Source organism: Pseudoxanthomonas mexicana (genome assembly GCF_046736355.1).
Taxonomy (GTDB): domain Bacteria; phylum Pseudomonadota; class Gammaproteobacteria; order Xanthomonadales; family Xanthomonadaceae; genus Pseudoxanthomonas_A; species Pseudoxanthomonas_A mexicana_B.
Genome location: NZ_CP157201.1, coordinates 1,627,952 through 1,651,752, shown reverse-complemented (window position 1 = coordinate 1,651,752; position 23,801 = coordinate 1,627,952). Strand labels below are relative to the sequence as shown.

Annotated in this window: 28 protein-coding genes; 10 read left to right on the top strand and 18 right to left on the bottom strand. The window is 69.8% G+C overall.

What is annotated here, in order from left to right:
- Positions 1 to 136 precede the first annotated feature (136 nt).
- From AAG688_RS07640 to dbpA, 4 genes are all read left to right on the top strand, one after another.
- Positions 137 to 823, top strand: coding sequence for an MliC family protein (locus tag AAG688_RS07640; protein ID WP_411834738.1), 687 nt, complete (start codon positions 137 to 139; stop codon positions 821 to 823).
- 42 nt (positions 824 to 865) lie between these two features.
- Positions 866 to 1,390: a ribonuclease domain-containing protein gene (locus AAG688_RS07635; RefSeq protein WP_411834737.1), complete on the top strand. Its 525-nt coding sequence runs from the start codon at positions 866 to 868 to the stop codon at positions 1,388 to 1,390.
- Positions 1,387 to 1,821 (top strand): barstar family protein, encoded by a 435-nt coding sequence (locus AAG688_RS07630; RefSeq protein WP_411834736.1) that lies wholly within the window; start codon positions 1,387 to 1,389, stop codon positions 1,819 to 1,821. Before AAG688_RS07635 ends, AAG688_RS07630 begins: the two co-directional genes overlap by 4 nt.
- A 113-nt stretch (positions 1,822 to 1,934) precedes the next feature.
- Positions 1,935 to 3,311, top strand: a complete 1,377-nt coding sequence (gene dbpA, locus AAG688_RS07625; RefSeq protein WP_411834735.1) for an ATP-dependent RNA helicase DbpA — start codon at positions 1,935 to 1,937, stop codon at positions 3,309 to 3,311.
- Between the two features lie 273 nt (positions 3,312 to 3,584).
- On the opposite strand, the gene AAG688_RS07620 is transcribed toward dbpA, so the two are convergent.
- Together AAG688_RS07620 and AAG688_RS07615 are read right to left on the bottom strand one after the other, a co-directional pair.
- Entirely contained in the window at positions 3,585 to 4,079 is a 495-nt protein-coding gene (locus AAG688_RS07620; RefSeq protein WP_411834734.1) for a pyridoxamine 5'-phosphate oxidase family protein, read from the bottom strand.
- Positions 4,080 to 4,229: 150 nt separating this feature from the next.
- Positions 4,230 to 4,439: a cold-shock protein gene (locus tag AAG688_RS07615; RefSeq protein WP_411834733.1), complete on the bottom strand. Its 210-nt coding sequence runs from the start codon at positions 4,437 to 4,439 to the stop codon at positions 4,230 to 4,232.
- 306 nt (positions 4,440 to 4,745) lie between these two features.
- Here AAG688_RS07615 and AAG688_RS07610 point away from each other — a divergent pair, with 306 nt between their 5' ends.
- Positions 4,746 to 5,300, top strand: coding sequence for a YaeQ family protein (locus AAG688_RS07610; RefSeq protein ID WP_411834732.1), 555 nt, complete (start codon positions 4,746 to 4,748; stop codon positions 5,298 to 5,300).
- A gap of 10 nt (positions 5,301 to 5,310) precedes the next feature.
- Positions 5,311 to 6,492: an NAD(P)/FAD-dependent oxidoreductase gene (locus AAG688_RS07605; protein WP_411834731.1), complete on the top strand. Its 1,182-nt coding sequence runs from the start codon at positions 5,311 to 5,313 to the stop codon at positions 6,490 to 6,492.
- 259 nt (positions 6,493 to 6,751) lie between these two features.
- Here AAG688_RS07605 and AAG688_RS07600 read toward each other — a convergent pair whose 3' ends face one another.
- From AAG688_RS07600 to AAG688_RS07590, 3 genes are all read right to left on the bottom strand, one after another.
- Positions 6,752 to 8,329 carry a protein adenylyltransferase SelO gene (locus tag AAG688_RS07600; protein WP_411834730.1) on the bottom strand — a complete coding sequence of 526 codons (1,578 nt, stop codon included), beginning with the start codon at positions 8,327 to 8,329 and terminating at the stop codon, positions 6,752 to 6,754.
- A 2-nt stretch (positions 8,330 to 8,331) separates the two neighbouring features.
- Complete coding sequence (locus AAG688_RS07595; RefSeq protein ID WP_411834729.1) at positions 8,332 to 9,075, bottom strand: sulfurtransferase; 744 nt, start codon at positions 9,073 to 9,075, stop codon at positions 8,332 to 8,334.
- A 122-nt stretch (positions 9,076 to 9,197) separates the two neighbouring features.
- A complete protein-coding gene (locus AAG688_RS07590; RefSeq protein ID WP_411834728.1) occupies positions 9,198 to 9,563 on the bottom strand; it encodes a DUF6164 family protein in 366 nt (121 codons plus the stop codon).
- 84 nt (positions 9,564 to 9,647) lie between these two features.
- Between AAG688_RS07590 and AAG688_RS07585 the strand changes: the two genes are divergently transcribed.
- The gene (locus AAG688_RS07585) at positions 9,648 to 10,085 is read left to right on the top strand and encodes an FKBP-type peptidyl-prolyl cis-trans isomerase (RefSeq protein ID WP_411834727.1); all 438 of its coding nucleotides are present in this window, start codon (positions 9,648 to 9,650) and stop codon (positions 10,083 to 10,085) included.
- Between the two features lie 156 nt (positions 10,086 to 10,241).
- On the opposite strand, the gene AAG688_RS07580 is transcribed toward AAG688_RS07585, so the two are convergent.
- Positions 10,242 to 11,858: a serine hydrolase gene (locus AAG688_RS07580; protein WP_411834726.1), complete on the bottom strand. Its 1,617-nt coding sequence runs from the start codon at positions 11,856 to 11,858 to the stop codon at positions 10,242 to 10,244.
- A gap of 99 nt (positions 11,859 to 11,957) precedes the next feature.
- Between AAG688_RS07580 and AAG688_RS07575 the strand changes: the two genes are divergently transcribed.
- The gene (locus tag AAG688_RS07575) at positions 11,958 to 13,202 is read left to right on the top strand and encodes a TIGR03862 family flavoprotein (protein ID WP_411834725.1); all 1,245 of its coding nucleotides are present in this window, start codon (positions 11,958 to 11,960) and stop codon (positions 13,200 to 13,202) included.
- A gap of 13 nt (positions 13,203 to 13,215) precedes the next feature.
- On the opposite strand, the gene AAG688_RS07570 is transcribed toward AAG688_RS07575, so the two are convergent.
- The 7 genes from AAG688_RS07570 to AAG688_RS07540 form a co-directional block, all read right to left on the bottom strand.
- Complete coding sequence (locus AAG688_RS07570; protein WP_411834724.1) at positions 13,216 to 13,560, bottom strand: RidA family protein; 345 nt, start codon at positions 13,558 to 13,560, stop codon at positions 13,216 to 13,218.
- Positions 13,561 to 13,649: 89 nt separating this feature from the next.
- Entirely contained in the window at positions 13,650 to 15,557 is a 1,908-nt protein-coding gene (locus tag AAG688_RS07565; RefSeq protein ID WP_411834723.1) for a diguanylate cyclase, read from the bottom strand.
- Positions 15,517 to 15,795 carry a hypothetical protein gene (locus tag AAG688_RS07560; RefSeq protein WP_411834722.1) on the bottom strand — a complete coding sequence of 93 codons (279 nt, stop codon included), beginning with the start codon at positions 15,793 to 15,795 and terminating at the stop codon, positions 15,517 to 15,519. Before AAG688_RS07560 ends, AAG688_RS07565 begins: the two co-directional genes overlap by 41 nt.
- Positions 15,796 to 15,848: 53 nt before the next feature.
- The gene (locus tag AAG688_RS07555) at positions 15,849 to 16,634 is read right to left on the bottom strand and encodes an SAM-dependent methyltransferase (RefSeq protein ID WP_411834721.1); all 786 of its coding nucleotides are present in this window, start codon (positions 16,632 to 16,634) and stop codon (positions 15,849 to 15,851) included.
- A 27-nt stretch (positions 16,635 to 16,661) separates the two neighbouring features.
- Complete coding sequence (locus AAG688_RS07550) at positions 16,662 to 17,249, bottom strand: GNAT family N-acetyltransferase (RefSeq protein ID WP_411834720.1); 588 nt, start codon at positions 17,247 to 17,249, stop codon at positions 16,662 to 16,664.
- A gap of 1 nt (position 17,250) precedes the next feature.
- Positions 17,251 to 18,096, bottom strand: a complete 846-nt coding sequence (locus tag AAG688_RS07545; protein ID WP_411834719.1) for a restriction endonuclease — start codon at positions 18,094 to 18,096, stop codon at positions 17,251 to 17,253.
- Between the two features lie 250 nt (positions 18,097 to 18,346).
- On the bottom strand, positions 18,347 to 18,799 hold the full coding sequence (locus AAG688_RS07540; protein WP_411834718.1) for a PA2169 family four-helix-bundle protein: 453 nt from the start codon (positions 18,797 to 18,799) through the stop codon (positions 18,347 to 18,349).
- A 271-nt stretch (positions 18,800 to 19,070) separates the two neighbouring features.
- Here AAG688_RS07540 and AAG688_RS07535 point away from each other — a divergent pair, with 271 nt between their 5' ends.
- Positions 19,071 to 19,673: a mechanosensitive ion channel domain-containing protein gene (locus AAG688_RS07535; RefSeq protein ID WP_411834717.1), complete on the top strand. Its 603-nt coding sequence runs from the start codon at positions 19,071 to 19,073 to the stop codon at positions 19,671 to 19,673.
- Between the two features lie 21 nt (positions 19,674 to 19,694).
- On the opposite strand, the gene AAG688_RS07530 is transcribed toward AAG688_RS07535, so the two are convergent.
- Both AAG688_RS07530 and AAG688_RS07525 read right to left on the bottom strand, forming a co-directional pair.
- Positions 19,695 to 20,267 carry a 2'-5' RNA ligase family protein gene (locus tag AAG688_RS07530; RefSeq protein WP_411834716.1) on the bottom strand — a complete coding sequence of 191 codons (573 nt, stop codon included), beginning with the start codon at positions 20,265 to 20,267 and terminating at the stop codon, positions 19,695 to 19,697.
- Positions 20,268 to 20,274: 7 nt separating this feature from the next.
- Positions 20,275 to 20,541, bottom strand: coding sequence for a DksA/TraR family C4-type zinc finger protein (locus AAG688_RS07525; protein WP_411834715.1), 267 nt, complete (start codon positions 20,539 to 20,541; stop codon positions 20,275 to 20,277).
- 155 nt (positions 20,542 to 20,696) lie between these two features.
- Between AAG688_RS07525 and AAG688_RS07520 the strand changes: the two genes are divergently transcribed.
- Positions 20,697 to 20,951 (top strand): DUF2789 domain-containing protein, encoded by a 255-nt coding sequence (locus AAG688_RS07520; RefSeq protein ID WP_411834714.1) that lies wholly within the window; start codon positions 20,697 to 20,699, stop codon positions 20,949 to 20,951.
- A 55-nt stretch (positions 20,952 to 21,006) separates the two neighbouring features.
- Here AAG688_RS07520 and AAG688_RS07515 read toward each other — a convergent pair whose 3' ends face one another.
- The 3 genes from AAG688_RS07515 to AAG688_RS07505 form a co-directional block, all read right to left on the bottom strand.
- On the bottom strand, positions 21,007 to 22,113 hold the full coding sequence (locus AAG688_RS07515; protein ID WP_411834713.1) for an HDOD domain-containing protein: 1,107 nt from the start codon (positions 22,111 to 22,113) through the stop codon (positions 21,007 to 21,009).
- A gap of 139 nt (positions 22,114 to 22,252) precedes the next feature.
- The gene (locus tag AAG688_RS07510) at positions 22,253 to 22,855 is read right to left on the bottom strand and encodes a DUF6151 family protein (protein ID WP_411834712.1); all 603 of its coding nucleotides are present in this window, start codon (positions 22,853 to 22,855) and stop codon (positions 22,253 to 22,255) included.
- Entirely contained in the window at positions 22,852 to 23,766 is a 915-nt protein-coding gene (locus tag AAG688_RS07505; RefSeq protein WP_411834711.1) for a dienelactone hydrolase family protein, read from the bottom strand. Before AAG688_RS07505 ends, AAG688_RS07510 begins: the two co-directional genes overlap by 4 nt.
- Positions 23,767 to 23,801: the final 35 nt, after the last annotated feature.

The window sequence follows — 23,801 nt, the reverse complement described above, 5'->3', positions numbered from 1 at the left end:
ACCCGCCTTCTCCGCGCCGATGATAGGCCCGTTGGCGTGACGGGCATGAACAGGCGGCGGCGTCCCCCGCCGTCCTGTCCTCACGAAACGCTCAGGTCCAGGGACTATGCTCGAACGGTTGAAAAAGGAGAAATCAATGCACAGTCGCACGATCCCGATGGCCGCCCTGCTGGCGGCCCTGCTCGCCGGCTGCGCCAGCGCGCCCGCGCCGCAGCCGGACCCGGCCGCCGCCGTCATCGAAACCTACTGGCAGTGCGGCGACCAGCGCATCGCCGCCACGTTCGACAACGCGCGCGATCAGGCAAGGCTGTCGATGGGCGGCGGCACGCTGGTCCTGCCGCATGCGCGCTCGGCCTCGGGCGCGCGCTACGCCGACGCCCGCGGCAACGAGTTCTGGACCAAGGGCGACAGCGGCACGCTGACGCTGGCCGGGCAGCCGGCGGCGGAATGCCGGCAGGCGACGGCGGCCGGGCCGTGGGAACAGGCCCGCGCGCGCGGCGCCGTGTTCCGCGGCATCGGCAACGAACCGGGATGGTGGATCGAGGTCGGCCCCGGTGCCGCGCCGGCACTGCAGGCCGCGCTCGACTACGGGCAGCGGACGCTGCGCGTGGCGGGTTCGACTTCCTTCGTCGATGCAGATGCGCGCACGACCGGCTATCGCGGACAAACCGCCGACGGGCAGCGCGTGGAACTGCGCATCCGCGACGGCGAATGCAGCGACGGCATGAGCGACGAGACCTACCCGGCCACGGCCACGCTGCGGGTGGACGGGCAGGAATGGCAAGGCTGCGGTCGTCGCCTGCACCAGACGCGGGAGGGATGACCGATGCGCTCGCGCCGCCACCGCAGGTCGCATTCCCGCCACATGCCCTGGCTGATCATGGGCGCATTGCTGATCGCGCTGGCGGGATGGTTCTGGAGCCAGCGCCTCAACTCGCCTGAAGCGCTCCCCGCGCCGCCCGCCAGCGAATCGCCGCTGCCGTCCGGCAACGACGGCCTGCGCAGCGAACCGCTGGAACTGCCACCGCCTTCGGAGCCTGCGGGCCAGCCGCCGCCCGCGCCCGCCGCGCCACCACGGTCATCCGTCGATGCGCCCGCGCCTGCCGTGGCCGCCGACCTGCCCCCGCAGGCGCACGAAGTGCTGCGCCTGATCGCGCGCGGCGGGCCGTTCCCGCACCGGCAGGACGGCAGCGTGTTCGGCAATCGCGAGCGCCTGCTGCCGCAGCAGCCGCGCGGCTACTACCGCGAGTACACCGTCGACACGCCCGGCCTGGGCCATCGCGGCGCGCGCCGCATCGTCGCCGGCGGCCAGCCGCCGCGCGAGTTCTGGTACACCGACGACCACTACGCCAGCTTCCGCCCCATCGCCGCCACGGGCGCCGCGCGATGAGCGATTCCGGCTTCGACCTCGGCCTGGACGACCCGGCGCGCGCCGGCGTGTTCCTGATCACCCACGACGACCTGGCGCCGCTGGCCACCGCCGCGCGCGACGCCGGCCTGCGCGCCACCCGCATCGACCTACAGGATTGCCGCGACAAGTCCACCCTGCTGCTGCGCATCGCCACCGCGCTCGACTTCCCCGCCGGGCTGGGGCGCAACTGGGACGGCCTGGCCGACTGCCTGCAGGATCTGTCCTGGCTGCCCGCGGCCGGCCATGCGCTGCTGCTGGGCCATGCCGGCGACCTGCGGCGCGACCGCGAGGCCGACTTCGACACCCTGCTCGACATCCTCGACGAGGCCTCCCGCTCCTGGGCCGGCGCGCAGCGGCCGTTCTGGGCGTTCGTGTCGCTGGCCGAGGAGGACTTCGAGGCGATGGAGTGAGCACCGCTCGCATCGCCTGATCCCCGCGGCCGCGCATCGCCGGCGGTCCCGCCGGACCTCCCGTTCACGCCGCGCCCCTACGCGCGCCGCGCCAATGCTGCGATCATGCGCGGATGGAATCCTTCGCCTCCCTGTCCCTCCCCCCCGCCCTGCAGCGCGGCCTCGACGCGCTCGGCTACGCGGTGCCGACGCCGATCCAGGCGCAGAGCCTGCCCTTCATCCTGTCCGGCCGCGACGTCATCGCGCAGGCGCCGACCGGCAGCGGCAAGACCGCCGCGTTCGGGCTGGGCCTGCTGCACGCGCTCGACCCCGCGCTGATCCGCACCCAGGCGCTGGTGCTGTGCCCGACCCGCGAACTGGCCGACCAGGTCGCCCAGCAGATCCGCAGGCTGGCGCTGGGCATCCCCAACCTGAAGGTGCTGACGCTGTGCGGCGGCATGCCGCTGGCGCCGCAGCTGGCCTCGCTGGAGACGCACGACCCGCAGGTCGTGGTCGGCACGCCCGGGCGCGTGCAGGAACTGCTGCGCAAGAAGGCGCTGCACCTGTCCGGCGTGCGCACGCTGGTGCTGGACGAGGCCGACCGCATGCTCGACATGGGCTTCGAGGAACCGCTGCGCGAGATCGTCGGCAAGCTGCCGAAGACGCGGCAGAGCCTGCTGTTCTCGGCGACCTTCTCCGAGGCGGTGCGCGAGATGGCGCGCGCCAGCCTGCGCGATCCGCACGAGGCCACGGTCGAGGGCGCGGCGCGCCCGGTCGCCATCGAGCAGCGCTTCATCGAAGTGGAACCTGCGCGCAAGCAGCCGGCGCTGGCCGCGCTGCTGCTGCGCCATCGGCCCGAATCGGCGGTGGTGTTCTGCAACACCCGCCGCGAGGTGGACGAGGTGGCCGGTTCGCTGTCGCACTACGGCTTCTCCGCGCTGGCGCTGCACGGCGACATGGAGCAGCGCGACCGCGAGGAAGTGCTGCTGCGCTTCGCCAACCGCAGCTGCAACGTGCTGGTGGCCAGCGACGTGGCCGCGCGCGGGCTGGACATCGAGGACCTGGCGATGGTGGTCAACCACGATCTGCCCAGCGACGCCGACACCTACGTGCACCGCATCGGCCGCACCGGGCGCGCCGGCCGCGACGGCATCGCGCTGACGCTGGTCACCCCGCGCGAGCTGCCGCGCGTGGAGGCGATGGCGGAAACGCTGGCGATGCCGCTGCAATGGGAGCGCCACGTCCCCGCCCCGCCGGCCGCGCGCAGCGCCCCGCCGGCGGCGATGGCCACGCTGCGCATCGACGCCGGCAAGACCGACAAGCTGCGTGCCGGCGACATCCTCGGCGCGCTGACCGGCGAGGCCGGCCTGCCGGCCAGGGCCATCGGCAAGATCAACATCTTCCCGACCCGTTCCTACGTGGCGGTGGAAACCGGCAAGGCCGCGCAGGCGCTGGCGCGGCTGGGCCAGGGCAGGATCAAGGGCCGCAGCTTCCGCGTGCGCAGGATCTAGAAAACGAATCGTGCCCGTGTGCTTGCCCGACAGGCTGGATCGGGCAAATCTCCGGCCGACGGAAGCCTCCGAATCCTTCCCCGGTTAAACAGGAGGGAGTTGCTCGCCATGGTTTCCAGCGCCATGACCCGCCCCTTCCCCCGCCTGCGGGGGAAGGTTGGGATGGGGGCAACCACCAGCCGACGCCCCCACCCCAACCCTCCCCCGTGAACGGGGGAGGGAGCCCATTCCGATGAAGGAAGCATTCCGACCCTGACAGCCCCCCAACTGGCCCTAGCGGATTTGCAGCGTCTCGTTCTCCGCCAGCACGCGAGGATTCTCGCTCGCCGCGCTCATCAGGAAATGCAGCGCCTTGCCGAATACCGTGCCCGGGCCATCCCAGTACTCGGCGCTTTCCACGGCGACGCGGATCAGGCGCAGGTCGGGATCGTCCGGGCCGCCGGGGAAGAACGCCTTCATCGCCGGCGTCCACAGTTGCGCGGTCCTCGCGCGATCGTCGACCACCTGCGCGAGGCCGGAAACGGACACGTAGTCGTTGCGGTCCCTGCTCGCATAGGCCACGTTGACGCGCGGGTTGGCGCGGATCTCGGCGACCTTGTGGCTGTCGGCCGAGGTGGCGAACCACAGGTCGCCGTCGAACTCGACCTCCTGCGTGGCCAGCGGCCGGCTGACCAGGCGGCCGTCGGCGGAGGTGGTGGTCAGCATCGCGATGTCGATGCCCTTGATCAGATCGGCCAGCTTGCGGATGTTTTCCTGGTGCTCGGTCATGGTCTGGCGCCTGCGCGGTGGAGAGACCGCCATCAGAGCGCACCGGCGCGCAAGAACAAGTGAACCGCGCAACCATCGCAACGCGCGCGCAAACAAAAACGCCGGGAGCTTGCGCTCCCGGCGTTCGAGGTCAATCGGTGCGGCGCTGGATTACAGCGGCTGCACTTCGTCGGCCTGCATGCCCTTCTGGCCCTGCACGGCGACGAAGCTCACGCTCTGGCCTTCCTTGAGCGACTTGAAGCCGTTGCCCTGGATCGCGCGGAAGTGCACGAACAGGTCCGGGCCGCTCTGCGGGGTGATGAAACCGAAGCCCTTGGCGTCATTGAACCACTTGACGGTGCCGGTCTGACGTTCAGCCATTTTACTAACTCCTGAAAACATTGGATTTGGAAGATGAATCGCGGTACCGGAACATTCCGGGGCCGAGACTGGGTTTGCAGGCGTTGGTAAAGCGGAACGATGTAGCAGAGCGATCTACCGCATCAGGACTCACGATTCACAGTGACCCTGGCAAGCACAGTGCCCGCACTCTACCGGGGTTCCGGGACAAAAGCGAATGTTTTGTTAAGCCCGGGGGCGCCGTTGGTCAGCCCGCCTTCACCGCCCGTCAGCCGCCGCGGCTCCGCGGGCCGGTATCATGGCGCCCCTTTGCCTTTCCGGACCGTCATGGCGCTCAAGGCCACCGTCGTCAAAGCCGAGCTGCAGATCAGCGACATGGACCGCCACTACTACGCGGCCCATGCGCTGACCCTGGCCCAGCACCCGTCGGAGACCGACGCCCGCCTGATGGTGCGGCTGCTGGCCTTCGCGCTGTACGCCGACGAGCGGCTGGAGTTCGGCCGCGGGCTCAGCGCCACCGACGAGCCGGATCTGTGGCGGCGCGACTACAGCGGCCAGATCGAGCAGTGGATCGAACTCGGCCAGCCCGACGAGTCGCGCATCCGCAAGGCCTGCGGCCGCGCCCGCGAGGTCGTCGTGGTCAACTACGGTGGCCAGGTCGCGGAGCTGTGGCGGGAAAAGAACGCCGCCGCGCTGGCGCGCCAGGACAACCTGACCGTGCTCGACCTGTCAGCGGCCGACGTCGAGGCGCTGGCCGCGCTGCACGCCCGCGGCATGCGCCTGGACGTGCTGGTGCAGGACGGCGAAGTGCAGTTGCTGGCGGCCGATGCGTCGGTGTCGCTGACGCCCGCCGTGCACCGCTCGGCCGCGCCCCGGGCCTGACCCGGTGCCGATGACCCACGACGTCATCGTCGTCGGCGGCGGCGCGGCCGGGCTGATGTGCGCGCTGACCGCGGGCGGACGCGGCCTGCGCGTGCTGGTGATCGAGCACGCCAACAAGGTCGGCAAGAAGATCCTGATGTCCGGCGGCGGGCGCTGCAACTTCACCAACACCGGCGCCACGCCGGCGCAATACCTGTCGGCCAACCCGCACTACTGCAAGTCGGCGCTGGCGCGCTACACGCCGGCGCACTTCATCGACCTGGTCGAGCGCCACCGCATCGCCTACCACGAGAAGGAACTGGGCCAGCTGTTCTGCGACGAATCGTCCAGGCTCATCGTGAAGATGCTGCTGGACGAGTGCGCGGCGGCGCAGGTGCGCATCGCCACCCAGTGCGCGGTCGAGCGCGTGGCGCGCGAAGGCGACGGCTTCCGCGTGCAGACCTCGCAGGGCCGCTTCGCCGCGCCGTCGCTGGTGGTGGCCACCGGCGGGCTGTCGATTCCCAGCATGGGCGCGAGCGGCTTCGGTTTCGACCTGGCGCGCCAGTTCGGGCATGTCGTGCTGCCCACCCGCGCCGGACTGGTGCCGCTGACGCTGTCGGGCAAGCACCAGGAACGGCTGCGGGATCTCAGCGGCGTGGCCGTGCCGGTGGAGGCGCGCTGCGGCCGGCAGGCGTTCCGCAACTTCATGCTGATCACCCACCGCGGGGTCAGCGGCCCGGCCATCCTGCAGATTTCCTCGTACTGGCAGCCTGGCGACGACCTGCGGCTGGACCTGCTACCCGGGCAGGACGCGCTGGCCTGGCTGAAGGAGCAGCAGCGCGCGCGCCCGGCCGCGGAACTGAAGACCGTGCTGTCCGACGCGCTGCCGCGCCGCTTCGCCCAGCGCCTGTGCGAGGCCTGGCTGCCGAACCGGCCGCTGAAGCAGTACAACGAGCCGCAACTGCGCGAGGTGGCCGAGGTACTGGGCGCCTGGCCGCTGGTCGCCAGCGGCACCGAGGGCTACCGCACCGCGGAAGTCACGCTGGGCGGCGTCGACACCGACAGCCTGTCGTCCAGCACGATGATGTCGCGCCACGTGCCCGGCCTGTACTTCATCGGTGAAGTGGTCGACGTCACCGGCTGGCTGGGCGGCTACAACTTCCAGTGGGCGTGGGCGTCGGGCCATGCGGCGGGGATGGCGGTGCCAGGCTGACGGCGCGATCCTGCGCAGGCAGGGAGAAGATTCCCCTCTCCCCCGCTCGCGGGGGAGAGGGTGCCGAAGGCGGGTGAGGGGGCGAACGAAGTCCGCGCTCTCTGAAACGACTCGTACTCCTTCCGAAGCCGCGATTCACTTCTCGACGCAACCTATCGCAGGTCGGCGCCCTGCCCCCTCACCCCCAACCCTCTCCCCGCAAGCGGGGCAGAGGGAGCTATATCCCGCGCAATCACGAAAACACTGACCCGCGCATCCCCTAGGAACTACACGACAACATCGAGCACCCGGCACGCTCGCGCGCCCAGTCGGGCCGCCGCTGCGCGTAGCGCTCGCGCCCGGGCTGGTCCTCGTATGGCCTGCGCATCACCTCGAGCAGTTCGTCGATGCCACCCATGTCGCCGGCGTGCGCACGGTCGATGGCCTGCTGGGCCAGGTAGTTGCGCAGCACGTAGCGCGGGTTGGCCAGGCGCATGCGTTCGCGGCGCACGGCATCGGGCAGATCGTCCTCGCCCAGTCGTCGCGCGTAGCGGGCCAGCCACGCCGCCAGATCCCCGGCGACCGCATCGCGCCGTGCCTCGTCGTAGTATGCGGCCGCGAAATCCTCCGGACTGGCCGATGCTGGATCCGTCTCGCCCAGCGCGCGGAAGAAGATCGTCATGTCGGTTTCGCCGGCGTGCAGCAGTGCCAGCAGGTCCGAATACAGCACCGCGTCCCCGTCGCGGCATCCATCCAGTCCCAGCTTGCCGGCGACGACGTCGCGTTCTGCGCGCGCCAGCGCCTGCCCGTAGCGCTGCAGGCCGTCGTTGAGCGGTTCCACCGAGGCGAACAGCGGCGCCAGCGCCTGCGCCAGCCGGGTCAGGTTCCACCAGGCGATGCGCGGCTGCCAGCCGAAGCGGTAGCGACGCCCCTGCGCATCGGTGGTGTTGGGCGTCCAGTCCGGATCGTAGTCGTCGATCCAGCCGTAGGGACCGTAGTCGAGGGTCAGGCCGAGGATGGACATGTTGTCGGTGTTCATCACCCCGTGCACGAAGCCCACCCGCATCCAGTGCGCGACCATCACCGCGGTGCGCTCGCAGATCCGGGCGAACCATTCGACATGCAGCGCTTCGCCCTCGCCGGACAGCTCCGGGTAGTCGCGGCGGATGCAGAACTCCACCAGTCGCCGCAGCAGCACGGAGTCGCCGCGCGCGGACGGCAGTTCGAAATTGCCGAAGCGCAGGAACGACGGCGCCACCCGGCAGACGATCGCGCCCGGCTCGTGCTCGGGGTGGCCGTCGTAGAACATGTCGCGCAGCACCGCCTCGCCGGTGCCGACCAGACACAGCGCGCGCGTGGTCGGCACGCCCAGGTGGTGCATCGCCTCGCTGCACAGGAATTCGCGGATCGACGAGCGCAGCACCGCGCGGCCGTCGGCGGTGCGCGAGTACGGCGTCGGCCCGGCGCCCTTCAGTTGCAGTTCCTGGCGCCTGCCCTGCGCATCGATCGCCTCGCCCAGGGTGATGGCGCGGCCGTCGCCGAGCTGCCCGGCCCAATGCCCGAACTGGTGTCCGCCGTAGTTGGCCGCGTACGGCTGCATGCCCGGCCACAGCGCGTTGCCGGCGAAGACCTGCGCGAACTCCGGCGAGGCCACGGTCGCCGCGTCCAGCCCCAGCGATTCGGCCATCTCGCGCGAATATGCCAGCAGCCGCGGCGCGGCCACCGGTGTGGGCCGCACGGACGACCAGGCCGCGCCCAGCACCTCGCGGCGGCGCGGCCCGGTTTCAGGATCGCCCGGCAGTTCGGCGACGAAGCGGTTGTCGAACTGCAGCGGCGCGGCGGCCGGGACCTGCGCCATCGTCAGGCCGCGTCGTCCACCAGCGGGCGCAGCTGCGGATCCAGCGCGACGCGCTCGTCGAACACGAAGCAGCGGCCGTCGTAGCCGAACCCGCCGACCCGCTCGAAGTAGCCGAGGATGCCGCCGTCCAGTTGCAGCACGTTGTCCATGCCGTCGTCGCGCATCCACAGCGCGGCCTTCTCGCAGCGGATGCCGCCAGTGCAGAAGCTGACCACCGTCGCGTCGGCCAGCGCGTCGCGATGCGGGGCCAGCGCCTGCGGCAGGTCGGTGAACTTGCGTATCGGCAGCGTCAGCGCGCCGGCGAAGGTGCCGTATTCGATCTCCTGCTGGTTGCGCGTGTCCAGCATCACCACCCGGCGCCCGGCATCGTCGCGCCCTTGTCGCAGCCAGCGCGCCAGCGTCGGCGGATCCACCGCGGGCGCGCGCTCGCGGCGCAGCGGCGAAGCGTCGTCGCGACGGAAGCTGATGATTTCCGGCTTGACCTTGACCTTCAGCCGCGCGAACGGCTGGCGGCAGCTGTGGCTGAGCTTGACCTGCACATCGGCGAAGCGGCCATCCTGCCGCAATCCATCGAGGAAGCCGTCGATGCCCGCCGCGGCGCCGGCCAGGAACAGGTTGACGCCCTCGCCCGACACCAGCACCGTGCCGCGCAGGCCAAGACCCTCGGCCCGCTCGAACAGCGCATCGGCCAATGCCTGCGGCGCATCGACGTGGACGAAATGGTAGGCGGCGATGTTGACGATCATGGCGGCATTTTACCGCTCTACCTGCTGCCAGCCCTGCCAATCCTGAACAAACCTGCCTTTGTAGGGCCGAGCTTGCCCGGCTGCTCTCGCCTCCATGCAAAAGCAGCCGGGCAAGCTCGGCTCTACAGGCCCAGCAGCACGAACGGCAGCAGCACCAGCGAGGCGACGAAGACGATGGCCGCCAGCGTGGCCAGCACGAACAGCGGCCGGCGGCGCAACAGGCCCAGGAAGGTCTCGGCGGTGCCGTCGCGCTGCGCCTGGGCATGCTCGGCGCGCGCCCGCTCGCGCCTGCGCTGCTGGTAGTCGGCCATCAGCGCCTTGGCCTGCGGGTGGCGGTCGCGGTCCTCGATCCAGATGCCACCGGCGGAAATGCCGAACGGGCTGGGCGGAGTCTCGTAGAAGGCGATGCCGGCCTCGCGCAGGAACGCGCGCACGTCGTCGGCTTCGTCGTCGGGCACGTGGCGCAGGTTGAGCAGCAGCTTGGACATCGCCCGCATTGTACGCGTACCCTGCCCGCCCGCGCTTCGCTGCCAGTGGCGGCGTGCACCCACCTTTCCCCGGGAAAACCCTCGATGCGGATTCTTTCAATGCTGATGCTGCTGTGCCTGCCCCTGCTGAGCGCCTGCCGGGATCCGGGACCGCCGCCGGGCGGCAGCGTGGCCGAGCTGCAACGCATCGACCAGGCCGTCGGCGAAGGCGCGCTCGCCGAGCCCGGCAGCAGGGTCACCGTGCACTACACCGGCTGGCTGTACGACGAGAAAGCGCCGCAGCAGCGCGGCGAGAAGTTCGACAGCTCGGTCGATCGCGGCCAGCCTTTCAGCTTCCCGCTCGGCGCCGGCCAGGTCATCCGCGGCTGGGACGACGGCGTGGCCGGCATGCGCGTCGGCGGCCGCCGCGTGCTGCTGATTCCTTCCGACTACGGCTACGGCCGCAAGGGCGCCGGCGGGGTGATCCCGCCGCACGCCTCGCTGGTGTTCGAGGTGGAACTGCTGGCGGTCGAGCCGCGCTGACGGCGGTGATGCTACCCGTTGTGGGAGCGACGTGAGTCGCGATGGAGCTTTACCGGCAACCTATCGTCGCGACTCACGTCGCTCCCACAGGTTTCGCCCGGAAGCAATCAACTTGCGCCGGGACGACGGCAACTCACGGAGAACCCTGCCCCTGCTTCACCGCGCCACCGGCGCCAGCCGCAGATCATGGAAATCGAAGCTGAAATCGGTCAGCGGCGAGATCGCCTGCATCCGTGCCTCGCGGATGCCGCCATCCGGCTTCAGCGCGAAGGTGATGAAGGCATCGGCATTGAGCCAGCGCTCGCGCCAGCGCACGACGAAGGTGTCCTGCTGCCAGTGCGACAGGTCGCCGACCAGTTCCGGCGTGCGGGTGAAGCGCAGCACCAGTCCCTTGCCTTCCCGGGCGATCTCGACGTCGCCGTACCACGGATCCCGCAGCGTGCCCGCGTAGCGCGGCAGCGGCAGCGAAGGCTTCGACCTGGCGTCGCGCGCGGCCTGCAGCTTGCGCCAGTTCGCATCGGCGTCGCCGTGGTTCTTCGCCACCAGCTCGCGGTAGGCGGCCAGCCAGTCGTGCGCCGGCGCATCCAGGTAGGCGTCCAGCACCTGCAAGGTCAGCGCGTGGAAGGCCGCGCTCACTTCCTGGTTGGTCAGCACCACCACGCCCAGCTTCCGATCCGGCACCAGGGTCAGCCGCGAGACCATGCCCGGCCAGCCGCCGGTGTGCCAGACCAGCTTCTGGCCGCGATAGTCCGACAGCATCCAGCCCTCGCCGTAGCCGAGGAAATTGGGCCGCGCCGGCTTCAGCGACTCGACCCTGGGCTCGGCGATCGGCATCGGCGTGACCAGCGACCACATCGCCTTCTGCCGGGCGGCGGTGAACAGCCGCTGCTCGTTGCCGTCGGCATCGCGGTAGACGCCGCCATCGAGCTGCACCTGCATCCAGCGCGCCATGTCGCCGGCGCTGGCGTACAGGCCGCCGGCGCCGGCGACGTTGCTCCAGGTCATCCGCGGCGCGGTCTGCAAATCCCTGAAATCGGCCTTGGCGTGGCCGCTGGCGACGTTGTCGCCCGGTCGCAGGCGGTCGCTGTTGTAGCGCGTCTGCGCCATCCCCAGCGGCGCGAACACGCGCGCCTGCAGGAAGTCCTCGAAGCCCTGCACGCTGACCGTCTCGATCACCCGCTGCGCCACGCCGTAGAGGATGTTGTCGTAGGCGTACTGGCTGCGGAAGCCGCCGGCCAGCGGCACGTCGCGCAGCCGCTGCACCACTTCGGCGTTGCTGTAGGTGGTGGTCGGCCAGAACAGCAGGTCGCCCGCGCCCAGCCCCAGCCCGCTGCGGTGCACCAGCAGGTCGCGCAGGCGCATCTCGCGGGTGACGTAGGCGTCGGCCATGCGGAAATCCGGCAGGTGATCGATGACGCGATCGTCCAGCGACAGCTTGCCGTCGTCGGCCAGCATCGACAGCGCGGCGGCGGTGAAGGCCTTGGTGTTGGAGGCGATGGCGAACATCGTCTCCGCATCGACCGCCTCCGGCCGCCCCTGCTCGCGCACGCCGTAGCCGCGCGCCAGCACGACCTCGCCGTCCTTGACGATCGCCACCGCGATGCCGGGGATGTCGAAGGCCTCGCGCACCGCTTCCACCCGCCGGTCGAAATCCTGCAAGGCCGGCGGCAGCGCGGAGGCGGCAGAGCTTTCCTGCGCATGCAGCACCGGGAAGCACAGGGACAACAGGCCGGCGGCGAGGACGGCGAGCAGGCGCGGGGACGATGGCGTCATGGAGCGGGTCCGTATCCGGAGGAGGCGTGAAGATACTGCATCGCCGCCGCGGGTTGCGCCGCCACGGGCATGGCGCGCATCCTCGGCGATAATCCCGCCATGTCCCTTCTCCCCGAAAGCATCGCCCTGGCCGTCATCGGCGGCGGCCCCGCCGGCCTGATGGCCGCCGAAACCGCGCGCGCGGCCGGCGTGGAGGTGGACGTGTTCGAGGCCAAGGGTTCGGTCGGACGCAAGTTCCTGATCGCCGGCAAGGGCGGGCTCAACCTCACCCACTCGGATCCGCGCGGCGTGTTCGACCGCCGTTACGGTACGCGGCAGGCCGAGGTCGCCCGCTGGCTCGACGGCTTCGATGCCGAGGCGCTGCGCGCCTGGGCCGCCGGGCTGGGCGTGGAGACCTTCGTCGGCAGCTCCGGCCGCGTCTTCCCCGCCGACCTGAAGGCCGCGCCGCTGCTGCGCGGCTGGGTGCGGCGGCTGCGCGAATCGGGGGTGCGCTTCCACGTGCATCATCGCTGGCGGGGCTGGGCGCCCGACGGCGCACTGCGCTTCGACACGCCCGAGGGCGAGCGCATCGTCCGGGCCGGCGCAACCGTGCTGGCGCTGGGCGGGGGCAGCTGGCCGCAACTGGGTTCCGACGGCGCATGGGCGCCGTGGCTGCAGGCACGCGGCGTGCCGGTCGCGCCGCTGCGGCCTTCCAACTGCGGCTTCGACATCGACTGGAGCGCGCATTTCGCCAGCCGCCACGCCGGCGCGCCGCTCAAGCCGGTGGTCCTGCATTGGCGCGACGACCACGGCATCGAGCAGGCGCTGCAAGGCGAATGCGTGGTCACCGCCAGCGGCATCGAGGGCAGCGCCATCTACGCCATCTCCGCCACGCTGCGCGACGCCATCGCGCGCGACGGCGAGGCCCTCCTGTATCTGGACCTGCTGCCGGGCCGTGACCTGCCGCGCCTGCAAGCGGATCTGTCCAGGCCACGCGGCACGCGCAGCTTCAGCGAACACCTGCGCCGCGCCGCGGGCATCGGCGGCGCCAAGGCGAGGTTGCTGTACGAAGTATTGGACAAGGCCGAACTGCAGGATCCGGCCAGGGTCGCCGCCACGCTGAAGCGGCTGCCGCTGCGGCTGCGGCGCGCGCGTCCCATCGACGAGGCGATCAGCAGCGCCGGCGGCATCATGCCGGAATCGCTCGACGAGGACCTGATGATCACCGGCCTGCCCGGCGTTTTCGCCGCCGGCGAGATGCTGGACTGGGAAGCCCCGACCGGCGGCTACCTGCTGACCGCCTGCTTCGCCGGCGGCCGCCTGGCCGGCGCCGGTGCGGCACGCTGGCTGGCACGGCGCGGCTGACGCGCCGGAAGGCTCAGACCGCCGCGGTCACCACGATTTCGATCAGCCAGTGCGGATCGGCCAGCGACGCCTGCACGGTGGCGCGCGGCGGGGTGTGGCCCGGCACGACCCAGGCGTCCCAGACCCGGTTCATCGCCTCGAAGTCCAGCGTATCCTTCAGGTAGATCTGCGCGCGCAGGATCTTGCTCTTGTCGCTGCCGGCCTGCGCCAGCAGCCGGTCGATGGCATCCAGCACCTGCCGGGTCTGGCCGACGATGCCCTCACCGGGGTCGTCGGCGATTTGCCCGGCCAGATAGACCACGCCGTTGTGGACGGCCATCTCCGACATCCGCGGACCCACTTCGAAACGCTCGATCATCACGCAAGCTCCCCTTGGCAGGCGTCCAGCTTAACCCGCCGGCTTGGTCAACCGGATACGGCCCCCTGCGGCGCCCGCCGGAACCTTCTTCAGCAGGCGCGCTCCAGCCGCGCAGCCCGGTAGTCACCGTCCAGCGCCGCGTCCTCGGCGAGCACCGCCGGGATCTCCCCGGCCTCGCCAAGCACGCTCACCATCGGCTCATCGTCGGTGCCGCAGACACGGTTTCGCCCGAGGTGCTTGGCGCGGTAGAGCGCCTTGTCGGCGTGCGACAGCAGCTTGGCCAGGCTGTAGCCGGACACCGCCGTCGTGGTGACGCCGAAGCTGGCGGTGATGGGGAAGTCGAAGCCGGTTTCCCTGGTATCGATGCCGGCGATCCGCATCCGGCAATCCTCGGCCATCCTGCGCGCGTTGCGCATGTCGCAACCATGCAGCAGGAAGGCGAATTCCTCGCCGCCCAGCCGCCCCAACGCATCGATGCGGCGGCAGAAGTTCTGGCAGGCCTGCGTCACCTGCTTCAGCGCCCAGTCGCCGGTCTGGTGGCCGTGGCGGTCGTTGATCTGCTTGAAGTGATCCAGGTCGAACATGACCAGCGCGGCCTCTTCCCCGGCGCGCGCGCACTGCGCCAGGCTGTGCTCGGCCCTGAGGGTGAAGTTGTGGCGGTTGCACACGCCGGTCAGCGCATCGGTCTCGGCCAGCTTCTTCAACGACAGTTGCACGCGCTTGACCTTGAAGGCCCAGTAGCCGATCGAGGCGATCAGCACCACCAGCAGCAGCACCACCAACCGGGTGTTCTGCGCCGACTGCTGGTCCAGCCGGCTTTGCAGCTGCAGCAACTGGTTCTTCTGGTCGAGCTGGTTGATCTGCTGGCTCTTCTGCAGGGTTTCCTGGCGGACGATCTGGTAGGCCATCTCCCTGGCCTTGACGTCGTTGAGATACGCCTTGTCGGCTTCGGCGTAATTGCGGTAATGCTGCAGCATTGCCCCCACGTCGTTGCGACGCTCCGCGATCTGGTAAAGCGTCTTGTGCGCCATCGCCAGCGGCAGGGTGAACGCGATGCCGGAAGCCTCTCTCGTGACTCGCCGCGCATGGGCTTCCGCTGCGGCGATCTGCTGTTCTTCGAGCAGGTATTGGGCCAGCAGGCCATGCATCTCGACACTCAGGCGCGGATAGCGCGTTTCCTCGGCCTCGCCCAGATGTCGGCGCAACAGGGCAATCGCCTTGCGCCTGTCGCCTTCGGCCGCCCATTTGCGTGCAAGCAGGATCCGGGTCAGGTTTGCCACGACCAGTTCCTTCTGCTCCACGCAGTAATCGATCACTTCGGTGATTTCCGAATCCTTCTCGGGAAGTCCGGAAATATTCAAAAGCGCCTCAAGGCGCAATTGACCCGCAAAACATTTTGTCCTTGGCTTTATCGGGCTCGCTTCGAGTTTCCGGGAAAACTCCAGGCCCAGTTCGTACTGTCCGATCTGGTTGTACAGAACGGCAGCGGCAACCCATATATGCCAACGGACATCGTCACTCTTGACGCCAGGCACCAACTGCAGCGTCGACTCCAACTGGCGAAGGCCCTCGGCGAAGTTCCTCGTTGCCGCATGGCTATTGACGATCAAGCCACCTGCACGAACCTTGACATCAACGTCATCTGCTTCGGCAAGAAGCTTCCGGGCCTCCCCGATGGCTTCATCGTACTCGCCAGCGTAAGCCTTGGCGTACGCATGAAGGTAGCGGATTCGGGCATTTTGCAGGGGAGTTGCCTGCCCCTCCATATCCCGCAATTCGCCAAGCAGGTGCCTCAGCCGGACGGGTTCCGAACTGCGCATGCCTTCCGCCTGCACAAGTTTTTCTTCTACCTGAGGCGAGGCCAGGACAAAAACAGGAATGCAAAAGAGGATGGCCGCAAGCAGCCATCCTCTCGTCAGTCCCTGACCCGGGTGCTTCATTGCAGATCCCGCAGCATCAATCCGGAGACGCCGGATCCTGCTCGTCTTCTTTTTCACTCTCTCCTTCCTCGGCACCTTCCTCATGGGAAGGCTGCTCTTCAGCAGGATAAAGGGCACACACCATCAACTCGCGACCACCCAGCAATTCGCTCAGGGAATCGCGGTCCCTCCTCAACAGCGCCTGGCGCTCCGAATCATCGACTTCCAGCGCATTGACGAGTTCCTCGTAGCCTTCGGCCCGATACATCGGGTAGGAACCGCCCATCTTCTCGAGAAACTGGATCACGTTCGACATCAATTGTCACTCCCCTATGGTTTGAACTGATTGTGATGCAAGCGAAGACTCGTTCATTCTTCCAATGCTGCAATGCGTTCCATCATTTCGGTGTTGCAGATCAGCGGCTCGGAAGGCGGCACGACCAGCGTCGTCTCGAACCGCAGGTCCACCCTCCCCAGATCGGAAAGCTTCACGGTCTCCATCCTGGGCACCCCGATCGGGAGAGTAGCAGCTTCATAGGCCACCAGCCGATGATCCGGAGGATATGTTTCCGACAGGAGGTCCACCAGCAACTGCCGGTATCCGGGCCCGGTCGAGAAGCGTTTCATCGTGGGATCGCCGGCGATGCCCACCTGCCAAAGGACGAGATAGGCGGACGGGTCCACCCGCCGCCGGTAGAACATGAATTGGCTGGCTTCGAAGTGCTGGCAGCCATAGGTCCCGGGATCGATGCCCAGATCCGCGTACAGGCAGTCTTCGGCGGAGATGCCAGGCTCCATCGCCGCCTCGTAGCCCTCGGCCCTGGCCTGGGCGATGGCGCGGTGGGGAGGCAGGGCGAAAACGCCCGGATGCCCGTAGAACACGCCGCAGACCCGCTTGCCATCCCTGACCTGCGCCAGCATCGCATCGACCATCTGGCGATAGGTGATGTTGCGGGATTTTCCTTCACGGTAATAGGGTTGCAGGCTGCGGACGTCCCGGCGCATCGACTGCAACCAGAGCTCGACCAGCGGATCGGAAACGGCCGCGAACACCACGTCGGCGCCCTCGATGGCGGCGCGCGATCGCGGGCTGATGTGGGCACCCAGCATCATGCCGATCCCGACACAGGTAAGACTGCCTTTGCCGGTCCCCATCTCTTCCCCCCCTTCAAAATCCCTAATCTAGGCAGGGCCGGCTGCCATTGCAAAGGCATTCGGCAGTTTCATTCCAGCCTGCCAGTGCCGGCGCCCCAGGCGCCAGGCAATGCGTCCTTCCGGAAGCGGATGGCGGGTGAAACCGAGCCTTTCCATTAGCCGGATGGAGCGCAGGTTTCCGGCATCCTGCCGACCTTCGAGCCGGGCGAATCCGCCTTCCGCAAAGGCATGGTCGCGCACGCTGGCCAACGCCTCCCCGGCCAGTCCCCGCCCCTGCCAGGGCCGTTCGATCATGGCGCCGATGTCCGCCGCCCGGCGACCCGCATGCGGCACCAATCCGATCAGGCCCACGGTCGAGGCATCGTCCAGAAGCACGGCCTTCCAGAGCAGCATCCGCGGCGGCGACGCGGTGACGGCTGCCAGCGCGGAACGAAAGCTCCTGCGGGCGGATTCTTCCGAAAGCGGCTCCGCCACGTGGCGCATCATGTCCACGTCGGTATAGATGCGGCAGTAGAGCGGTTCGTCCTCCGCGACCAGTGGATGCAGGCCAAGCCTGGCGCTTTGCAGTTTCGGGTAAAACGCTGTCATCGTCCTGGCGACCATCGAAACCGGCAACTCAGAACTTTCCCGCGTTGACGGACGGGTTTCCCTGCTCCAGCGCCCGGATCGACTCTTCCTGCCGGCGCTGCCATTCGGCCAGTTCCTGCTCGGTCCAGACGTTGCTCCGGGTCAGTTCGACGAACTGCGGCGCCGGCTGCGTTTCCGCCGGGTGCGGACGGACGGCCGGGGATGCAGGCGACGGCTGGATCGGGCGTGGAATCCAGACGCCGGTCAGGCGCTCCTTCTTCGCGCTGTCCGTTTCGGCTTGCGCCGCCGTCGCCGGGCGCTCGGCGAAACGCGGCTGGCGTGCGGCCGCCTCGGCCTGCGCCTGGGCCTGGCGTATCTGCGAGGCCAGGTAGGCCGGGTAGCCCCATACGGTCAATACCAGCAACAGGGGGATGGCGGCCGCCAGCGCCAGGCGCGGGCGCTGCCGCCCGCCGGCCAGGCGTTGCAGGAACCATCGCCGCAGGGCAGCCGGTGGCACCGCCTCCGGTGCTTCTTCCTGCAATGGCAAGGGGGGCGGCACCGAGGCGGAGAACAGTTCGGGGACCGGCCCCAGCATGGATTCCAGCGCGGGACGGTCGAGCAGCCGCAGCGTGGGATGGTCGGCCGCCAATCGCCATGCTTCGTCGTCGAACCCATGCCGGCTGGCCAGCAGCCCGGTGGCCGCGCCGGGCTCGGCCGCGACCTGCCGCTGGAACCGGACCACCTCGCCGGCCGCCACCGGGCTCGCGCCCTCGGCGGAGACGCAGCGGATCAGCAGGGTGCCGGCCTCGTTGCGCAACCTGCCGGTGGCCTCGTCCGCCGCCATGCCCAGGGGCGCATATCCCCGCTGCCGGTAGCTGGCCAGCAGGCAGGACAACAGGGGATCGGTCCCGGAAGGCGTTCTGGTTTCGCCGTTCGATGGCGCGCTGTCGTCCCGCATATCCCCGTTTCCCCCTGTGGCAACCTTGGAATGATGGCGGCAGGGTGGCGGGGCGTCCAGACTCCGAGGTGCGTTGACCGTGCCGAGGATATCGTCAGCGGCCCAAACAAAAACCGGCGGGAAATGCCCGCCGGTTTCTTTCGCAACGGCTCGCAAGGCGACGCCGCATGGGCCGCAGCCCTCCGGGTCAAGCCGCGCTCTTCATCGCCAGCTTGCGGTTGCGCATCACGTCGTGGCTGGCGCGTACCTCCGGCAGCAGCCGGGTGACCACGTCTCGGGCGGCCTGGGAGGTGCGCGAATCCTGCGCGACCTCGTTGAAGGCGTTGATCAGGCGGTCCTCCGATTCCTCCAGTTGGGCGACGTAGCCGTATTCCTTGTCGCCCAGGGTGGCGCGCAGGTTGCCGTACATCTTCTGCATCGAGCCGACCAGGGTGCCGGAATCCTCCGGCGTGCCGCCGGCGGCCTGCACGACGGCGCCCAGTTCGGTGACCAGGTGCCCCTTGATGCCGGCGATGCGGGTGAACAGGTTCTTCAGTTCGGCATCGTCGACCTTCTGCGCGGCTTCCTCGTAGAACGACTTGCCGTCGCGGGCGATGGCGATGAGATCATTGAGGGTATGGGCGGTGTTCTCGTTGTTCACGACATATCTCCTTTGAGTGCGATGGATCCGGCGGAACAGGACCACGGCGCGGTCCATGCAGGCATTGCGCAAGTGCCGGATTTCCGTCGTCACGCTAGCGGCAACGCGATGAAATGCGGGTGACAGCAAGGTTTGCAGAATGTGGAGGAAAGGTTGCGCACGGGTTTTCGAGCGCTGCGATCGGCCATGCACGCGAGGCGGATGACATAATCGCCGCCGGCGCATCCCGCACCGCCCTACCCGACGCCACGCCCAGGAGCACGACGACGCGATGAAGGAAAGACTGCCGCTGTGGTTGCAGGAATGGCTCGGCGTCATCGTGCCGACCGGCCAGGTGCTGCTGATCCTGCTGGCCGCCTGGCTGCTGCACGCGCTGGTGCGCCGGATCGTGCGGCGGGTGTCGGCGCGGCACAGCCTGCCGCCGGAAATGAGCATCGGCGCGCGCCGCATCCTCGGCTTCATCGTCTACGCGGCGGCGCTGCTGCTGATCCTGGAGCGCCTGGGCGTTTCCGGCACGGTGCTGTGGACGGCGTTCACCGGCTTCGCCGCGGTCGGCGCGGTGGCGTTCTTCGCCGCGTGGAGCGTGCTGTCCAACATCTTCTGCACGCTGCTGATCTTCACCACCCGGCCGTTCCGCCTGCACGACCACATCGAACTGCTCGAGGGCGGCGACAAGCCGGGGCTGCGCGGGCGCGTGATCGACATCAACGTCATCTACACCACGCTGGAGGATACCGGCCCGCAGCATGCCGGCGCGGTATTGCAGGTGCCCAACAACCTGTTCTTCCAGCGCACCGTGCGGCGCTGGCGCGGCGTTCCACCGGCCGCGGCGCTGCCGGGCGGAAACGCCGAAGCGCCCCAGCCCGGCCCCTGAACACCGCCGGGCAACCGGCCGTCACGACAACCGCCACTCGCCCAGGCACTGGTAATCCGGCGCTCCGGCGATGCCGTGGAGCAGATGGAAGCCGCGCACTTCCAGCGGCACCGCCGCCACCGCCTCGTCCACGGTTGCCGGGCCGCGCGCATAACCGAGGGTGACGTGCGGATGCAACGGCGGCCCCGCCAGTCCGGTGAAGCCGGCGCGTGCGGCCGCCTCGCGCAGCGCCGCGCCGAGCGCCGCGGCCGCTGGCGGCACCTGCGCGCAGGTCAGCGCGAGGGCCGGCTGCCGGGGATTGCCGAAGGCGGCGATGCGATCCGGCGCGAGGGCGAAGGCGTCCGCGCGCAGCCGCCGGCCCGCCTCGCGCGCCATCCGGATCCAGGATTCGCGCGGCCCCGGGCTCTCGCCCAGATAGAGCAGCGTCATGTGGTGGCGGCGCGGATCCACCCAGCGCACGGCGGGCATCCGGGCGCGCAGTTCCTGCGCCAGCGCCGCCAGCCGCCGGCGCTCGTCCTGCGCCGGCAGCCAGGCGAAGAACAGCCGATGCAACGGCTCGGCCGGCATCCGGAACAACTGCTCCTGCGGGTTCATCGACGCCTCAACGCAGCTGGCTGTCCTTGCTGCCGCGGCGGTTGTAGCCACTGGCGGCCTGCTCGTCGGCGTCGTGCGCTTCCTGGCAGGCCACGCACAGGCGGACGCCCGGCACCGCCTTGCGGCGGGCCGGGGGAATCGGCGCGTCGCATTCCTCGCAGCGCTCGCGGCCCGGCCCCTGCGGCAGCCGGCTGCGCGCGCGCTTGATCGCATCCTCGACGGTGGCGTCGATCTGTTCCTGCACCGCGCCGTCGCCGGCCCAGCCGGTCGCCATGATGTTTCTCCCGCATACGGCCTCCACCGGATCACGCGGGCGCCCGCGGCGAATGCAACATCGGCCCGCCAGCGAGCGGTTGCGCATGGCCGCGCTGACGCGGCAACGACGCCGGCCGGCCTATGCTCGGTCCTCCTCCCGCCGCGAGTCCCGACATGGACAACCCCGTCGTGCATCCGTTCTCCTCGCTGTTCGACCAGCTCGGCCTGCCCTCGGACGACGCCAGCATCCGCGCGTTCATCGCCGGGCATTCGCCCTTGCCGGACGACATGCGACTGGAGGAAGCGCCGTTCTGGTCGCCCGCTCAGGCCCAGCTGCTGCGCGAGGAGCGCATCGAGGATGCGGACTGGATCATCACCATCGACCAGCTGAACGTCGCGCTGCACGCCCGCCCGGAAGCGGGAGCCTGAAAGGCCGGCGAAAGGTCGCATCCGCCGGCAGTGCGTAGTGCCGTATCCGGCGCCCTCAGCCTTCGCCGGAACGGCTGATGCGCTCCCAGATGCGCGACACCGCCTCGTGGCGGCTGTCCAGGCGGGCCAACCACGCCTGCGCCTCGGCCTCTTCGATGCGGCCGTGGCGATGCAGCATCGCCAGCGCGCCGGCGGCGCGCCCGAAGCGCAGCGAACGGCCCAGCGGCGTGAGTTCTCCCGGCGCATCCGGGCGCTGCTGGTCGTCCAATGCCTGCGCGATGCGTGCGGACAGTTCCCAGCCCTGCGCCACCCTGCGCGCCGTCGGCGCGGCCCACTGGTCCAGCAATGCGGCCGCGACGCCGGGATCGGGCGCGAGCTCCGGGCGCCTGGCGTATTCGTCGCGCAGCACCTGCACGACGATGATCGCGCCCAGGCCGTGCAGCAGTCCCAGCATCTGCGCGGCGAACGCATCGCCATGCTCGATCCGCCTGGCATGCTCGGCCGCCGCCACCGCGGCCAGCAGCGTGTGTTCCCAGATCACCGCCGGGCAGCGGCCGAACGCGCCGTCGCCGACCTGCATCACCGGCTGCATCAGCGCCACCGCGATGAGCTGGCGGATGCCGTCGGTGCCGACCAGCGCCACCGCGCGCTCGATGTTTTCCACCGGCAGCGACTGCACCCGGTACAACGCGCTGTTGGCCAGCCGCAGCAGGTTGCCCGCCAGCGCCGGGTCCTGGCCGATGATCGCGGCGATGGCCTTGCCCGACGACTCGGCATCGTTGACCGCCTGCATCAGCTGCGGCAGCAACTGCGGCCGCCGCGGCGCGTAGCGCGGCTGAGTCTCGATGCGCGCCAGCAGCGCGCCGGCGGCGGCGATTACCGGTGCATGCTCCTTGCCGGGCCGTCCTTCGGGCACGGGCGGCGCGTCGTCGAAGGCGATGGCATGCAGGCGCGCGAACAGTTCGCGGATGTCGCCCCCGGCCTGCGCTGCCCCGGCGTCGCCGGGGGCGGCTTCGCGCAGGTCCGATCCGGCGGTGCGGCCGCCTGCGGCGACAATCCCGGCCGCGTCCCGGCCCGCCAGGCGGCGCCACTGCCACCATCCGAACACTCCGCCCGCCAGGGCCAGCAGCACAACGGCAATCAGCAGGGTCGAGGTGGTCATTCCGTCAAGAGCATTCACGGACGCCGGCTGGCGCCAAGGCGGTCATGGTAGCGGAGCTTGCGGCAACTGCCCGCATGCGGCCGTTCGAAGGGAATCGCTGGCGCCATTGCAGGCGCGCCGACGGGCATGCGCACCGCCATCACTCCCGGCCGCCGGTTTCGCGCAACAGCGCGGCGCGCTGCCCGGCATCCAGGCGCTCCGGCGCGCATACCGGCAGGCCCGTCTTCTCGTCGAAGAACGGGGAAACGCGATCGCCGCGCAGCCGCGCCGCAAGAAGGCGGGCCAGCAGGCGCATGCCGGCCAGCGCGGTGGCCAGCGGCGTCCTGCGCACGGGTGCGGTTGCGGAAGCGACATTGAGCACCGCGCGCGCCGCGCCGAAGGCCGCATCGATCGATGCGGATGGCGCATCGAGGCAGGCGACGACGATGCCCGCATACGGCAGGCTGGCTTCGCGCGCGGTGTTGGCCAGAGGCGTCCGGCAGCAGGCCGCGTACCAGCGCAGCGGTCCCTTCCCGCTCAGGCAGACGCAGGCGAGCCGGTCGGCGCCGGCCGTCAACCGCACCGCCGAGGGCGGCATCGCGACGATGTCCGTACCGCCCCACGCATCCACCACATCGGTCCGGCCGAGGAAGCGCGCATAGGCCTGGCAGTAGCGGCAATGGCAGACCAGGCGCGCATAGCTGCGCGCCGCCGCCACTTCGCCGCGGACCTGCCCGCACCGGCAACGCAGGGCAATGCTCATCCCTGCCCCGTTCCTTGCCGCAGCGTCCTGGCGAACAGCACCAGCATCCGCGCCCATGCCTCGGCGGCCGCGGTCGCGTCGTAGCGTGGCGTGGTGTCGTTGTTGAAACCGTGCAGCGTGTCGGCCGGCTGGTAGAGCGCATGGGTCACCCCTGCCGCCTTCAGCGCCGCCTCGTAGGCCGGCCACTGCGCGTTGATCCGCTCGTCGCTGGACGCCAGCACGACCAGCAACTCGGCCCTGATCCGCGGCACGTCCTCCAGCGGCGCGGCGCTGCCGTAGAACGGCACCGCGGCCGCCAGTTCCGGTAGCTGCGTGGCCAGGTAGTTGGCCATGCCGCCGCCGTAGCAGAAGCCGACCACGCCCAGCCGCCCGTTGCCGCCCTCCACGCCCTGCAGCCAGCGCGCGGCGGCGATGAAGTCCTGCCGCGTCCTGTCCTGATCGAGCTTGCCGAACAGCGCGCGCGCGGCATCCTCGTCGCCCGGATAGCCGCCCAGCGGGAACAGCGCGTCCGGCGCGAAGGCGATGTAGCCTTCCAGCGCGATGCGGCGCGCCACGTCCTCGATGTGCGGATTGAGCCCGCGGTTCTCGTGCACCACCAGCACCAGCGGCAAGGGACCGGCGGCCTGCGCCGGCCGCACCAGGTAGCCGCGACCGCGGCCGTGGCCCTGCGGCGAGTCGAATTCCACGTGCCCGGCCCGCAACCGCGCGTCCTCGGGCTTGACCTGCTGCGCCTGCGCGAACTGCGGGCTCAACGCCGCCAGCAGGCCGGCCGCGGTCGTCGCGCCCACCGCGAAGCGCGCCGCGCCGCTCAGGAAACCGCGCCGGTCGATGAGGCCGTGGACGTACCTGTCGAACAGTTCCAGCACCTCGGGATGGAAATCGCGGGCGGTCTTGCGCGATGGCGTGGTCATGGCGGGCTCCGGAGACGTGCCGAGCCGGCATGCTA